At 36.5% G+C, this 15,697-nt stretch carries 12 protein-coding genes; 8 read left to right on the top strand and 4 right to left on the bottom strand.

Annotated elements, in window-relative coordinates:
- Positions 1-66: 66 nt before the first annotated feature.
- The 4 genes from nspC to LZ480_RS10205 form a co-directional block, all read right to left on the bottom strand.
- Positions 67-1,227, bottom strand: coding sequence for a carboxynorspermidine decarboxylase (gene nspC / locus LZ480_RS10220; RefSeq protein ID WP_241369555.1), 1,161 nt, complete (start codon positions 1,225-1,227; stop codon positions 67-69).
- 32 nt (positions 1,228-1,259) lie between these two features.
- On the bottom strand, positions 1,260-2,495 hold the full coding sequence (locus LZ480_RS10215; protein WP_241369331.1) for a saccharopine dehydrogenase family protein: 1,236 nt from the start codon (positions 2,493-2,495) through the stop codon (positions 1,260-1,262).
- A 539-nt stretch (positions 2,496-3,034) separates the two neighbouring features.
- On the bottom strand, positions 3,035-3,862 hold the full coding sequence (proC, locus tag LZ480_RS10210) for a pyrroline-5-carboxylate reductase (RefSeq protein ID WP_241369330.1): 828 nt from the start codon (positions 3,860-3,862) through the stop codon (positions 3,035-3,037).
- Between the two features lie 134 nt (positions 3,863-3,996).
- Positions 3,997-4,455, bottom strand: coding sequence for a hypothetical protein (locus tag LZ480_RS10205; protein WP_241369329.1), 459 nt, complete (start codon positions 4,453-4,455; stop codon positions 3,997-3,999).
- 251 nt (positions 4,456-4,706) lie between these two features.
- On the opposite strand from LZ480_RS10205, the gene LZ480_RS10200 reads away from it, so the two are divergent.
- The 8 genes from LZ480_RS10200 (at position 4,707) to LZ480_RS10165 (ending at position 15,694) form a co-directional block, all read left to right on the top strand.
- Positions 4,707-5,684 carry a tetratricopeptide repeat protein gene (locus LZ480_RS10200; RefSeq protein WP_241369328.1) on the top strand — a complete coding sequence of 326 codons (978 nt, stop codon included), beginning with the start codon at positions 4,707-4,709 and terminating at the stop codon, positions 5,682-5,684.
- A gap of 107 nt (positions 5,685-5,791) precedes the next feature.
- Positions 5,792-7,078, top strand: a complete 1,287-nt coding sequence (tig, locus tag LZ480_RS10195; RefSeq protein WP_241369327.1) for a trigger factor — start codon at positions 5,792-5,794, stop codon at positions 7,076-7,078.
- Between the two features lie 407 nt (positions 7,079-7,485).
- The gene (gene clpX, locus LZ480_RS10190; RefSeq protein WP_241369326.1) at positions 7,486-8,757 is read left to right on the top strand and encodes an ATP-dependent protease ATP-binding subunit ClpX; all 1,272 of its coding nucleotides are present in this window, start codon (positions 7,486-7,488) and stop codon (positions 8,755-8,757) included.
- 282 nt (positions 8,758-9,039) lie between these two features.
- Positions 9,040-11,382, top strand: a complete 2,343-nt coding sequence (lon, locus tag LZ480_RS10185) for an endopeptidase La (protein ID WP_241369325.1) — start codon at positions 9,040-9,042, stop codon at positions 11,380-11,382.
- Positions 11,382-11,963: a ribosome biogenesis GTP-binding protein YihA/YsxC gene (gene yihA / locus LZ480_RS10180; RefSeq protein WP_241369324.1), complete on the top strand. Its 582-nt coding sequence runs from the start codon at positions 11,382-11,384 to the stop codon at positions 11,961-11,963. The genes lon and yihA overlap by 1 nt, the downstream gene beginning before the upstream one ends.
- A gap of 138 nt (positions 11,964-12,101) precedes the next feature.
- Positions 12,102-12,275 (top strand): YjfB family protein, encoded by a 174-nt coding sequence (locus LZ480_RS10175; protein WP_241369323.1) that lies wholly within the window; start codon positions 12,102-12,104, stop codon positions 12,273-12,275.
- 184 nt (positions 12,276-12,459) lie between these two features.
- Positions 12,460-14,157, top strand: a complete 1,698-nt coding sequence (locus tag LZ480_RS10170) for a phosphate ABC transporter ATPase (RefSeq protein ID WP_241369322.1) — start codon at positions 12,460-12,462, stop codon at positions 14,155-14,157.
- 94 nt (positions 14,158-14,251) lie between these two features.
- Complete coding sequence (locus LZ480_RS10165; protein ID WP_241369321.1) at positions 14,252-15,694, top strand: S-layer homology domain-containing protein; 1,443 nt, start codon at positions 14,252-14,254, stop codon at positions 15,692-15,694.
- Positions 15,695-15,697: the final 3 nt, after the last annotated feature.

Genomic DNA, 15,697 nt, shown 5'->3' with positions numbered 1-15,697 from the left:
TAAAATCCACATAAAGAAAAGACATCATCTTGCGCTATTGGGCACGAGATGATGTCTTTTTGAATTTTAAGATAAGCGGCCTTTATAATCCTCATAGTGGAATGTACGAATTACCTTCATACCTTCCTCATCGTTATAAGAGCAAATACTTGGTAAATTTACACCGTTGAACATATGCGTTTTCACCATTGTATAATGCGCCATGTCTGTAAATACGAGCTTATCGCCTGCTTTTAATGGCTCATCAAATGAATAATCACCGATAATATCACCAGCTAAGCATGTCATGCCACCTAAGCGGTATGTATATGCTTTTTCGTTTGCTTCACCCGAGCCGATAATATGTGCACGATACGGCATTTCTAACGTATCTGGCATATGGCAAGTTGCTGAAGAATCAACAATTGCTAGTTCCATGCCGTTGTGTACGATATCAAGCACTGTAGCGACTAAATAACCTGTGTTTAGCGCAATTGCTTCACCTGGCTCTAAAATTACTTTGACATCATATGTGTCTTGAATATGGTTAATTAGCTTTACAAGTAGTTCTACATCATAACCTGGTTTCGTAATATGATGACCACCACCGAAGTTCACCCACTTCATTTGGTGTAAGTACTGACCGTATTTTTCTTCAAAGTGCACTAAAATACGTTCTAGTACGTCAGCACCTTGCTCACACATCGCATGGAAGTGAATGCCTTCCACCCCGTCTAGTTCATCAGGTCGGAATGACTCAACTGGAATCCCAAGGCGAGAGTTAATGTAGCACGGGTCATAAAGTGGTGTTTCCACCTCAGAATAACCAGGGTTGACGCGTAAACCAATCGAAATATTTTTCTCGTGGTTTAATACTTTGTCTTTATACTTATTTAACTGATCAAATGAATTAAAGACGATGTGGTCGACATATGTTAAGTATTCGTCAATTTCGTGTTCTGCATAGGCAGGTGCATATGCATGTACTTCCTTGCCGAATTCCTCGAAACCAAGGCGCGCTTCAAATAAAGAAGAAGATGTGATTCCTGCTAAATAGTCGCGAGCCATTGGGAATGTTGACCACATTGAAAACCCTTTTAATGCAAGTAAAATTTCACAGCCTGTACGGTCTTGGACTGATTTTAACAGCTTAAAATTTCGTTCTAGTAGGCGTTCGTCTACAACGAAGGCAGGTGATGGTGCCTCATTCCAATTAATGCCTGTTTCTTTTTCAAGAGCAGCAGTCATAATGGGTTTTAAATCAGCTTTCGCGCTCGCCATTATGATTTAACCTCTTTATTAGGGTTTGTGAAGTCTAAGTCCACTAAATCTGGATTTTCTGTTTCTTGCCATGGTAAGCCCCATTTGTTTAGCGCATCCATGAATGGGTCTGGATTGAAGTCTTCTACGTTCCAAACACCTGGTTTTTGCCACTCGCCGTTCATCACAAGCATTGCACCAATCATTGCTGGTACACCTGTTGTGTATGAAATTGCTTGTGAGCCAACCTCTTGGTAGCACTCTTGGTGGTCACATATGTTGTATACATAATATGTTTTTTCTTCGCCATCTTTAATGCCGCGAACGATACATCCGATGTTTGTTTTACCTTTAGTTAGTGGACCAAGTGTTGCAGGGTCTGGTAAAACAGCTTTTAAGAACTGAATTGGTTGAATCATTTGGCCTTGGAATTCGATTGGCTCGATTGAAGTCATTCCAACGTTTTCAAGCACGTTTAAATGTGTTAAATATTTTTGACCAAATGTCATCCAGAAGCGGATTTGTTTTAATCCTTTAATGTTTTTCGCTAAAGATTCTAATTCTTCATGGTATAGAAGGTAGCAATCTTTTTCGCCGATTTCTGGTAAGTTGTATACCATTTTGTGCTCTAAAGGTTTTGTTTCAACCCATTTGCCTTCTTTCCAAAAACGACCGTTCGCTGTGATTTCACGAATGTTGATTTCTGGATTGAAGTTTGTTGCGAATGGAAGGCCATGGTCGCCACCGTTTGCATCCACGATATCGATGTAGTGAATTTCATCGAAGTGATGCTTTTGTGCATGCGCTGTGAATACGCCTGTTACGCCTGGGTCGAAACCAGAACCTAGAAGTGCTGTGATACCAGCTTCTTCAAAACGCTCTTTATAAGCCCATTGCCATTTATATTCGAATTTAGCTGTCTCTAAAGGCTCGTAGTTAGCTGTATCTACATAGTGAGTCTTCGTTGCTAAACATGCATCCATAATAGTTAAGTCTTGATATGGTAAAGCTACGTTAATTACCACATCTGGTTTAAATCCATTGATTAGGTCAATTAGTTCTTCAGTGTTATCCGCATCCACCTGTGCTGTGTGGATAATCGTTTTACCACCATCTAATTTTTCCTTCAAAGCATCGCACTTAGATTTTGTTCGACTCGCGATCATAATCTCTTCGAATACTTCAGAGTTTTGTACACATTTGTGTACCACTACGCTAGCTACACCGCCAGCTCCAATAATCAATGCTTTACCCAATTTCTTGTCACGCTCCCAATCATCTTTTATAGAGTTGTTTCAATTCGAAACAAGATTGATTATATAAAATAGTATTAAAGTTAGCAATTATGTTTTATAAAAATTTTTTTTGATTGTGTCAATTGTAAAGAAATTAAAGGTAGGTCCTAATTTGAGAGACGAAAAATTGGGTTAGCGAGCGGATTAAAATTAGTTTGAAGAGGGTTGGGGAACTATGGGGCGTCACTGTAGCATGGAGTGATTTTTTCTAATAAGCTTTTACATAACTTTGGGGGTTGTGGAGAGAACGTAGGAACAGGGGCACACAATACACTTAGGGGGCAAACAGGTAGGTGACAATGGGTTGCTCCTGCAGTTACTAGTCGCAAAGCTTTTATTCAAAATTTGAAGGCACGCCTATCGGAAAAGTGGAACACTTGCTAAGTGTACCACATGGTGTGGAAACGCATTCGTGACCAACATCGTGTTGGCCACTCGTAGCGTAGCAGAAAGTATCAAATTAAAAATAGCCAAAGTGAAATAATTTATTCTCCAAATTATTATACAGTTTGTTTTTGAATCAATGCGTCTTTCGTAGTGACAGCATCTACAGCTTCATAAATGGTACTTTCGAAATGATTTACTTGAAGTGAAGTAACACCTTGAATCGTAGTGCCACCTGGTGAACAAACTTGGTCGATTAAAGCCCATGGATGCGAATCGGATTCTAGTACCATTTTTGCACTACCTAATACCGAACTTGCCGCAATTTCTAATGCCATATCCTTAGGCATTCCTTCGCGAACAGCAGCGCGAGCCAATGAATCAATGTAAAGGTAGGTAAAAGCAGGTGAAGAACAACCGATTGTTGTAAAAATCGAGAATAAATTTTCAGGTAGTTCAACAATCGAACCTATTGTTGAAAATAATTGTTCAACTAACTCCTTATGTGTTTGGCTGGCGTTAAGGGTAGAATAGCAGCTTGTCGAAGCACCAATTGTCGCATTAATATTTGGCATTACACGAAAAATTGTTGTGTCATTCCCTAATTGTTCGTGTAAATATTCAAGTGATTTTCCGGCTGCGATAGAAATTATGATGTGCTTGTCAGTTAAGTGTTTCTTAATTGTTGGCAGAACATCTTCAAACATTTGTGGCTTTATTGCAAGTATGATGACGTCCACTTCATTTGCTAACTGTTCTATAGAAGTAGCTGCTTGAATAGCATATTTATCAATTAAATTTTCTGTTTTTGCGATAGATCTATTAATCCCATATACATTTGTTGGCACAAAGTATTCACTTGTAATCATTCCGTGTATAATAGCGCTCGCCATATTGCCAAGCCCGATAAATCCATATTTCATGTTACGTTTTCCTTCTTTCATTTATATAAATCTACTGAAATGTGCATAGCGATTAGTATACAATAGACATTAGAAAATTTAAAATGAAATGGGTATATTGAAAAAACAATAGTGGAATAAAAAAAGACGCTAAATGATTAGCATCTCCAAAAATATTATAAGAAATATGCGTTTTTAATTCCTACAGGCCAGTCTACCGTTTGTCCTGTATCTGTTTTTACCTCTAATACCAATGTTTCGTTTTCAATCGCTTCAAGAAGCCAGTTACTATATAAAAACATCGGATTTTCATTTTGAATTAAAGTTTTTAATTCATTGTTTGTAATTGATAAAATTTCATATTCACATGTAATGTATAAATGTTGAGGAACCACCATAAGCGCACCGATTTTAATTGATCCAGGAATCGTTCCTTCGATTTTAATAATATTTGTTGTCACTACTTGCTTCTTGTAATCAACTAATGTCTCAGTAATAAAATCGAATTTAACAGGATATTCGGATTCATTGACAATCGCGGTACTACGACTAACAACGGTAATCGGTAAATTTTCTAAAGACTTTTCGAAACGTGGCTTAAACTCTAATATTACATTTTCAGAAAGTACAACCATTTGAAACGCCCCTTTATATAATAAATTAGATTATTTACTGAACTGAACGGGAATAATGAATTATGTAAAAAGGAAAAAGAGAGAATTATATGTATCTTAGTACTTAGTATATACATTTTTCAATTAATGTAAATTATGATAAATATTAAATTTGTGAATTTTAGAGCCATGATTAATAAAATATTAGTGTGATATAATTTTGAAACAAATAGCGACATTATACTACTTCACAATTATTGGAGTTGAACTAGATGGAAAATAATAAATCATCGCGGAAAGTTATTTTATTTCCGGGTACTGTTGAACGATTATTCAATGAGGCCAAATCTTTAGCTGAGCTAAGTCGTTATCATGAGGCAAATGATTTGTTCGAACAGGCATTGCTATTAGAGGAAGGTGATGAAGTTTCATTGAGTGTTTTTGCATATTCACTTTATGAAACGAAAAGTTATGTACGTGCGAAAGAAATTTGTGAGGACATACTTGCAAAAGGGCCGAACATGTATTTTGAAGTAATGGAATTATATTTAACGATTTGTATGCAACTTCGTCAGTTTAAACAAGTAGAAAAAATCATTCAGTCTCTATTAGAAGAAGATATAATTCCAAGCGATGAAATTGATAAGTTTACACGTTTAAAAAAATTAAATGCTGAAATTGCCGAAAACCAAGAGGCACATTTATTGCAAACAACAATCGATGAAGATGATGATGATTTTGACGTACATCTTTTTTTACAACTTACTGTGCAACAGCAGTTATTACAAATTCATGAAATGACAGATATAAACATTCGACCATTTGTGGAAGAATTAAAGATTATCATCGAAACCGAATCTGTTCATCCATTTATTCAAAGTTTGTTACTGATTTTATTAGTAGAACAACAAGTAAATATACCAATTGCACTTGCAAAGTTTAATCACATGGATACAATAAATCCTGCTCAGTTGGAATTACCAACGAAGCTGCCACAATTTCAAGCGGTGATGGTGCATATAACAGAGACGCTGGAGCAAGATCCAACGATGCTGGAGGCTGTAAACCATTTAGTAGCCAAACATGCAATTGTGCTGTACCCATTTGAGTGGAGCGGCTACAATAGTGAAGATGTAGCAAATAGTTACGTTAATTTCGTGAAAACAATGTTCGGCGAAATACTAGAAGCTCATGATGAACTTGATGATTTTTTACAAAAATTAGAATCTATGACTGATTTACAACGGTAGTGAAAATTGTTGAAACATTGTGCATCTATGTTATACTAAAATGGTTGTCAAACAATATATATGACAGTTGTAAATCAAACGAAAGTTAATTTTGGAGGTAATTATACATGTCAGTAAAATGGGAAAAACAAGAAGGTAATGAAGGTTTATTAACAGTAACAGTAGAAGCTGTAGAAGTTGATAAAGCTTTAGACCAAGCTTTCAAAAAAGTTGTAAAACAAATTAACGTACCAGGTTTCCGTAAAGGAAAAATGCCTCGTCCAGTATTCGAAAAAATGTACGGTGTAGAAGCATTATACCAAGATGCTTTAGAAATCGTGATTAACTCTTCATACCCAGTAGCATTAGATGAAGCTGGTATCGAGCCAGTTGACTACCCGGAAATCGCTGGTACAGAAAACTTCGCTAAAGGTGCTGACTTCATTTACACTGCAACAGTAACAGTGAAACCAGAACCAAAATTAGGCGATTACAAAGGTTTAGAAGTAACAAAACAATCTGCTGAAGTAACTGATGAAGAGATTCAATCTATGATTGACGCTGAATTAGCGAAAAAAGCTGAATTAGAAATTAAAGAAGATGAAGCTATCGTAGAATTCGATACAGCTGTAATCGATTTCGAAGGTTTCGTAGGTGATGAAGCATTCGAAGGTGGTAAAGGTGAAGACTACCCATTAGAAATCGGTTCTGGTTCATTCATTCCAGGCTTCGAAGAACAATTAATCGGTGCTAAAGCTGGCGAAACGAAAGACGTATTAGTTACTTTCCCAGAAGAGTACCACGCTGCTGAATTAGCTGGTAAAGAAGCGAAATTCGTGGTAAACATTAAAGAAGTAAAAACAAAAGTATTACCAGAATTAACAGATGAGTTCGCTAAAGAAATCGACTCAGAAGTTGAAACTGTAGAAGCTCTAAAAGCTAAATTAAAAGAAACGACTATTGCTAACAAAGAAGCTGACGTTGAAGCATCTTTACGTGATGAGTTAGTTGAAAAAGCTGCTGAAAACGCGGAAGTTGAAATTCCACAAGGCATGATCAATACTGAAGTAGACCGTATGATCCAAGAATTCGGTCAACGTTTACAAATGCAAGGTATGAACCTAGACCTTTACTACCAATTCTCAGGTCAAGATGAGGCTGCATTACGCGCTCAAATGGCAGAAGAAGCGGGCGGTCGCGTAAAAGTTTCTTTAGTATTAGAAGCAATTGGTCAAGCTGAAAGCATCGAAGTATCTGAAGAAGATATCAATACAGAAATCGAAAAAATGGCTGCACAATTTGGTATGGACAAAGACCAAATCCTAACTGCTTTAGGTGGTACATCGATCCTTGAGAACGATATCCGCACACAAAAAACAGTTGAGTTCTTAGTAGAAAACGCTAAAATCAACTAATATCTTTTGATTTATATTCAGTAGCAAAGGCTATTTATTCACCATGGTAAGGAATGGATAGCGATTATTTACTTGATTTCATTGAGCGATTGTTTATTGAAATTGAAGTAATGAAAACTGAATTATATAGTAGATGATAACAAGGTACGGTTTTTTGCCGTGCCTTGTTTTATCACATAAATGCTTCTGATTTTACATAATGATGAAATATGACATAATACATACATAGAAATATATTTTCCTATTGTTAAAAAGCTAGGACATTATCAATTTTTGGAATTTACCTAGTATTCTCACAATTTTGAAATATAATAATTTAAAACAACGAAGTAACGTCGTGCAGTCAATATATTTGATAAAACGAATAGAATCTTGTAAGATTGTTGCTTGAATAGGGGTGAACCGAATTGTTTAAATTTAATGATGAAAAAGGCAATTTAAAATGCTCTTTTTGTGGTAAGCCACAAGAACAAGTTCGAAAGCTGGTTGCAGGGCCAGGTGTATATATTTGTGATGAATGTATCGAATTATGCTCAGAAATTGTAGTCGAGGAGTTAGGGATTGAGGAAGAAATTGAATTCCAAGATATTCCGAAACCTAAAGAGATTTTAAATATTTTAGGTGAATATGTAATCGGTCAAGAGCGTGCAAAAAAAGCATTAGCAGTTGCTGTTTATAATCACTATAAACGCATTAATTCAAATTCAAAAATTGATGATGTGGAATTATCAAAATCAAATATCGTTTTAATCGGTCCAACGGGAAGTGGTAAAACATTACTAGCCCAAACGTTAGCACGTATTTTAAACGTGCCATTTGCTATTGCAGATGCAACAAGCCTAACAGAAGCTGGTTATGTTGGTGAAGACGTAGAAAATATCTTACTAAAATTAATCCAAGCAGCAGATTACGATATTGAACGTGCTGAAAAAGGGATTATTTATATCGATGAAATCGACAAAGTAGCACGTAAATCTGAAAATCCATCGATTACACGCGATGTTTCAGGTGAAGGTGTGCAACAAGCATTACTAAAAATTCTAGAAGGTACAGTTGCAAGCGTTCCTCCACAAGGCGGCCGAAAGCACCCACACCAAGAGTTTTTACAAATCGATACTTCGAACATCCTATTTATCGTAGGTGGTGCGTTTGACGGTATTGATACGATTATTAAACGTCGTCAAGGTGAGAAAGTAATCGGCTTTGGTACAAACCCAAATAAGGGGAACGATGAAGATGGTTCATTAATGTCTCAATTAATTCCTGAAGACTTATTAAAATTTGGTTTAATTCCAGAGTTTATCGGACGTTTACCAGTGTTAGCTACATTGGAACAGTTAGATGTAGATGCATTAGTTCAAATCTTAACAGAGCCGAAAAATGCATTAGCTAAACAATACCAAAAAATGTTGGAACTTGATCATGTAGAGCTTGAATTCGAGGAAGATGCGTTAGTTGAAATTGCAAAATTAGCAATCGAACGTAAAACAGGTGCTCGTGGCTTACGCTCAATTATTGAAGCGACAATGCTAGATGTAATGTTTGAATTACCATCTCGTGAGGATATCAAAAAGTGTATCATTACAGCAGAAACAATTAGCGACAAAGTAGAGCCAAAGCTATTATTAGAAGACGGCACAATCTATACAAAAGATGATAACGAAAAAACAACAGCTTAATTGCTGAAGTTTTTCAATGATGTAGCTGACTTTGACTTCATAAACAAGTCCAAAGTCAGCTTTTTCTAACAAAAGAAAATACATATCGGCAATAAATTGGAATATTAAACTTATTTAAGCGAGTATTTTTGCTCGCTGAAATAAGATAACGGCTGTCTGATGTTCCAGATTTTTTGAAGAACATTTTTTAGTAGCTCGGAAAAAATTGAGACTACGTATAGCAAAGCGTAATTGATGAAAAACTAACACATACTACAAATGCGGGTTTTTTTAAAGATTTGGATGGAGGTGAATACCCGCGTGACAAACAAATTAACGAATATGCCAGTTTTACCTTTAAGAGGTCTTTTAGTATACCCAACGATGGTTTTACATATTGACGTGGGACGTGAGCGCTCAATCGCTGCACTAGAACATGCAATGTTAGGGGACAGCACAATTTTTTTAGTAACACAAAAAGATTTACGTGTAGAAGCTCCTGTAAAATCAGACTTATTTGAAATGGGTACATTAGTCAAAGTGAAGCAGATGCTAAAATTACCAAACGGTACATTACGTATTTTAGTGGAAGGCTTACACCGAGCAAAAATGCTACGTTACGTAGAATCTGACAAATTTACAATTGCCGACTTAGAACTTTTCGAGGACGAAGATTATAAAGATTCTGAAACGGAAGCATTAATGCGAACAGTGCTAACATACTTCGAAAAATATGCAAAATCATCGAATAAAATTACGACTGAAACGATTGAATCGGTATTAGATATTGAAGAGCCGGGGCGTTTAGCAGATGTAATTGCGTCGCATTTGCCGTTTAAAATTAGTGAAAAGCAAGAAGTATTAGCGATTACAAATATTAAAAAACGTTTAGATCATTTAATGATCCGTCTACATGATGAGCAAGAAATTTTAAATTTAGAAAAGAAAATTAGCTCAAAAGTAAAGCAAGCGATGGAGCGTACGCAAAAAGAATACTATCTACGCGAACAAATGAAAGCGATTCAAACAGAACTTGGTGATCGCGAAGGCAAAACAGGTGAAATTTCAGAGCTACGTAAAAAAATCGAAGCTGCCGACATGCCAGAATCAACACAAAAAGTGGCATATAAAGAATTAGATCGTTATGAAAAGTTGCCGGCAGCAAGTGCTGAGAGCGGTGTTATTCGTAATTATATTGAATGGCTAGTATCGATTCCTTGGAGCGAAAAAACAGAAGACCGAATTGATATTGGTATTGCAGAGGAAATTTTGAACCGCGATCATGATGGTTTAGAAAAAGTGAAAGAGCGTGTGTTAGAATATTTATCTGTGCGTCAATTAATGAATTCATTGCGTGGTCCGATTCTATGTTTAGCAGGACCTCCTGGCGTTGGTAAAACAAGTTTAGCACGTTCAATTGCTGAAAGTTTAGACCGTAAATTTGTCCGCATTTCACTTGGTGGCGTGCGTGATGAATCAGAAATTCGAGGTCACCGTCGTACTTACGTTGGAGCGATGCCAGGTCGTATTATTCAAGGGATGAAAAAAGCGGGTACTACAAACCCAGTATTTTTACTTGATGAAATCGATAAAATGTCGAATGATTTCCGTGGAGACCCATCAGCAGCGATGCTCGAAGTATTAGATCCTGAACAAAACGGTACATTCAGCGATCACTACATCGAAGAGCCATATAATTTACAAGATGTTTTATTCATCGCAACAGCGAATGATTTAAGTACAATTCCAGGACCGCTTCTTGACCGTATGGAAGTGATTAATATCGCGGGCTATACAGAGTATGAGAAGATGGAAATTACGAAAAACCATTTAATTCCGAAGCAAATGATGGAACATGGTTTAAAAAAGGCACAATTTTTAATGAAGGAAGAAGCAATTACTGATTTAATTCGTTACTATACGCGTGAAGCAGGTGTGCGTGGGTTAGAACGCCAAGTTGCAACGGTTTGCCGTAAAGCTGCGAAGATAATTGTTTCTGGTGAAAAGAAAAAAGTAACCGTTTCTTCAAAAGTTTTAGTTGATATGCTAGGAAAACACCGCTTCCGTTACGGTCAAGCCGAAACAGAAAATCAAATTGGAGTAGCAACAGGTCTCGCTTATACAACAGTTGGTGGCGATACACTTCAAATTGAGGTTTCGTTAGCGCCTGGTAAAGGAAAGTTAGTATTAACAGGGAAGCTTGGCGATGTGATGAAGGAGTCTGCTCAAATCGCACTATCTTATGTCCGTACGCTTACGAACGATTTAGGCTTAGATGCAGATTATTTTGAGCAGCATGATATTCATATTCACGTTCCAGAAGGTGCTGTACCAAAAGATGGTCCTTCTGCAGGTATTACGATGACGACAGCAATTGTTTCAGCGATTACTGGTAAAGCAATTAAGCGCGAGGTCGGTATGACAGGTGAAGTAACGCTTCGTGGTCGCGTATTACCAATTGGTGGTCTAAAAGAAAAATCGTTAAGTGCGCATCGTGCAGGATTATCGACGATTATTATTCCGAAAGACAATGAGCGCGATATTGATGATATTCCTGAAACAGTTCGTGAGCAGCTCACATTTAAACTAGTGTCACAAGCTGAAGAAGTTCTAGCTATTGCACTAGATGGAGGTTTTAAAAAGTAATGAAAGTCCATAACGTTGAAATGATCGGAAGCTTTGTCCGAGAAGAACAGTTCCCAGAAGATGGGTTACCTGAGTTTGCGTTAGCGGGTCGTTCGAATGTCGGCAAATCTTCGTTCATTAATCGTATGATTGGCCGTAAAGCGATGGCACGTATTTCGTCAAAGCCGGGTAAAACGCAACAGTTAAACTTCTATCGAATTGAAGAACAATTGTATTTCGTTGATGTACCAGGCTATGGTTATGCGAAAGTGTCAAAAACTGAACGTGCTGCATGGGGGAAAATGATTGAAAAGTACTTCATGGGTCGCGAACAGCTAAGAGCGGTTGTGCTAATCGTCGATATCCGCCACAATCCAACAAACGATGACCAAATGATGTATGATTTCTTAAAGCATTACAACATTCCGGTAATTGTTGTTGCGACGAAGGCAGATAAAATCCCGAAAGGTAAATGGGATAAACACAAAAAGAATGTCCGTGAAGTACTAGAAATGGAAAAAGAAGATCCATTATTCGTATTCTCTTCAGAAAAAGGTCTTGGCTTCGAGCAAGCATGGGCTGAAATTGAAGGACGTATGTAAGAATGAAAAAGCAATCTCATGTTTGTCTGTGAGATTGTTTTTTTCTTGGGAAAATTCAATAATATTGCCAATAAACAAATCAAAATGACTTGATATTTAATATGGACTGTCGATAAAAGGTGTAGGGAGGTGCTACATTTGGATATTGCAGCATTAGCGATGTCGATGAAACAAGCACAATTAATGCAAAATGTTTCATTGGCCGTAACAAAAAAAGCGATGGAATTTCAAGAACAATCTACCGAGCAAGTACTTGAAATTTTAGATGCTCCACACCCAACTTCTGGTCATACAATTGACGTATCGGTTTAAAATGTTTGACCAAAATTAAAAACGCTCATTGTTTTTATTGTTAATTACAGGGGATAGTTCATTTGAGCTATACAAATTATACAAATATTACGAGCTTTTTGTTACGAATTTTGATTAATAGATGATGAATGAATTTATTTTGATAAAATTATTATGTAGAAGTAAGTTAAGGGAGGCGGAACAATTGCTAAAAAAATGTGCAACAGTATTACTAGCAATTATTATTGCTTTAGCAATGTTTCCAACAGGACAGCAAGCTGAAGCAGCAACTACATATACATTTGTAAAGGCGCAATATAGTGAAACGGAAAATAAAGATGGTAGTGTAACACGTACACTAAAGAGTATTTCATTAAAAAAGAGCAATGGTACTACAGGGGTTTTCCAAGTAGCTGCAAATAGCATTTACTACATAAATGATACGCTAACAACGATTGCTGGCTTCAAAAATGGCATGCCAGTAACGATTAAATTATCGAATGGTAAAATTAAAGAAATGCGTGGCACAACGAATATTGAAGATGGTTCGATTGTATCGAATAGTAAGCAGCTTTCAGGTAGCGTGACATCGGTTGATCCAAACGGCTTACAAATTCGTGTCAAGGTTGATGGTTCTTCAACAAATACCTTTGTTGTAACGAACAATACGGAAGTGTTTAAAGATAATTCTTCTGTTGATATAAGTACCATTTATGTTGGGGATCGTGTTCGTCTCAAGTTTGAAACGGCAACTACATCTCGCGTGTCGGAAATTCATATTATTTCAACTGCGGTAATGGTAGAAGATTTGTATAAGGCAAATTTAAACACAGTTAATACTACGAAAAATACAATGGTCGTTAAAAATGCGCATCCACTGTTGAATTGGCGTTTCGGCACAGAAGATACGATAGCGCAGCAAACATTCACATTGACGAATAATACATCGATTTATGTAGGCAACAAAAAGATTTCAAAATCAAAATTAATGAACTATAAAAATAGTGATTTATATTTTGTAACGAAAAAGCAATTTAGTAAAGAAGTAGTCGAGAAAATTATTGTATTAGCTAAAAATGAGCGTACCTATTATCAGCCGATTGAATATGTATCATTGGATGTTAATACTATTTCATTAAAAAACGTATCAAAGGTTCAATATCATGAAGGTTCGATTTTAATTCGAAATGGTCGTTTAGTAGAACCAGAGGGATTAATTGCGTTAAATACAGAGCAAACACCTATTTCTACAACTGCCTTTGTACTGACAGATGGTGCAACGAAGAACGATTATGCACATATCGTCAATATTACAAATGATGGTTTCTTAGCGCCAAACTTATCAGAGTATGGTTTATACTTTGCACGTATTGATGTAGCAGATATGGGCGCATATCAATTAGAATTAACAGATATTGAGCGCTTTAATAATCATTTCTGGAAAACAGATAAGTCAAATGCGCAGTTTGCATTTAGTAATTCAACAGTTGCATCTGAATTAGATGGTTCATCAAATTTCAAAGTCATTCCTGAATTAGATTTAGATTTATATGATAACTATACAAACTCACCAAACCCATACTACGGTTATTTCTATGAAAAGGACGGTCATATACAAGGTATTCACTTTGTTCCTGGTGAGAAGTTAGCGACATTAACCTTAACTGGGCGTGTCGATGACGTTAACTATAATACGAAAAAAATGTCAGTGAAAAATAGTAGTCAGTGGAATAAGGATGGGTCATGGAGCTTCCGAAATGGGGCATTAACATTGGATTTATCGAAAGCGATGATTGTCAAAAATGGTAAAGTCATTACAATAAAAGATATTAAAAAATCAGATCATATTACGGCAATTGCTCGTTCAACATCAGATGTTTATGTCTTAATGGTAAGCGAATAAGTAAGATGGCATGCGAGGAAAATACTCGCATGCCAATCAATGTTTTTAGAGAAAGTTAAAAATAGAAGTACATAGAGAGATGAGGGATGTATGAGTGAACAAGCAATTTAAATTTATTTTTTCAGCAGCCTTCTCATGCTTGCTGATGTTAGTGCTGATGGTGCCGCAAAAAAGTTCAGCACAGTCATTGGATTTTACTGGTGGCATTAAAAATGAATACGATTACGAAGAATATATTTTTTTAACGGGTAAACCAATCAAATTTACAGGCACTAATAAAGATGTATCGGTCACAATAAAAGAAAATAAAGGGAAGTTAACTGAAACTTATAAATTAACGTTAACTGGACCAAATGGCGAAAAGCTTACGCGTAACTATGCTTATACATATGATGTAACAAACTACGATCAAATTGGTCAAAGTACAGCAACAGGTAGCGTTACGAAATTTACTGAGAAAATTGTAGCTAATAACCGCACGTATACATTAGCAGACTACCAGCTTTCAGACAGTGCAGTAACAGATAAGCGCCCTGCTTCAGATTATTATGCAGGCAATGCGATTGCACGCAAAACGTATACATCGGTTGGTAGTGGGAAAAAGGCACAACCAGAAGAAATTACGATTCATATTAATAGCCGAGATGAAGGCTATGAAAACTTCTGGGGTTCAGCTGAGACACAAATAACAGATTATGAAATCTATTTCGCAGATGGAAAAATCGGAACTGTAAAAAATAAAATTTCAACGGCGAAATCTCGCGTATTAGAGTACAACGAAAGTGATGCAAGCTTATCGAGCTTTAAAGGCAATTACAAAACGATTAGCTCGGCGGATACATTATCAGAATATGAATATGATTTACCAGATGCTAGTGGAACGGTAGCACTTGAAATCGAGTATATGCCAAAAATTGAGATGCTAAAGATACCTAAGTTCCGGGACCTTTCATCAAGCTGGGCACGTGAATCAATTGAAAAGCTTTATTCGTTAGGAATTTTAGATGATCAATCGAATTTCTATTCTCCAAATACACCAGAGGAACGCTATGATTTTGCGATTGCCATTGGTAAAGCGATTGATATTCGTGTATTAGAAGAAAAGAAAACTAAGACTAAGACGCCAACTACGATTTTTAAAGATGTCAAGCGCTCAATGAAAGATTATAACTACTTAGAGGCGGCAGTTAAAAAAGGTGTCATTTTCGGGATTACTCCACAATCATTTGAACCAGATGGCTATTTAACACGTGAACAAGCAGCGACGATTTTAGTGCGTGCATTAGGACTTGAAGAGAAAGCTCCAGATCCAAATTATGCAACTGAGTACAAGGATGATTACAAAATCTCAGACTATGCTCGTGATTCGATTTATGTAGCGACAGAAATAGGGCTACTGCAGGGGGATGATGGTTACTTCTATCCGAAAAGTACGTTAACGCGTGCCGAGTCAGCAGCCATTATTGAGCGCTTCTTACGTTATTTAGAAACAGATTTAAAAGAAAACTATCGCGACAACATTTTGTTCTACAATTAGGGG

The organism is Solibacillus palustris, from assembly GCF_022549215.1.
In the GTDB taxonomy this organism is placed as follows: domain Bacteria; phylum Bacillota; class Bacilli; order Bacillales_A; family Planococcaceae; genus Solibacillus; species Solibacillus daqui.
The sequence above is the reverse complement of the archived record's forward strand: the minus strand, read 5'-3'. Positions and strand labels throughout refer to the sequence as shown.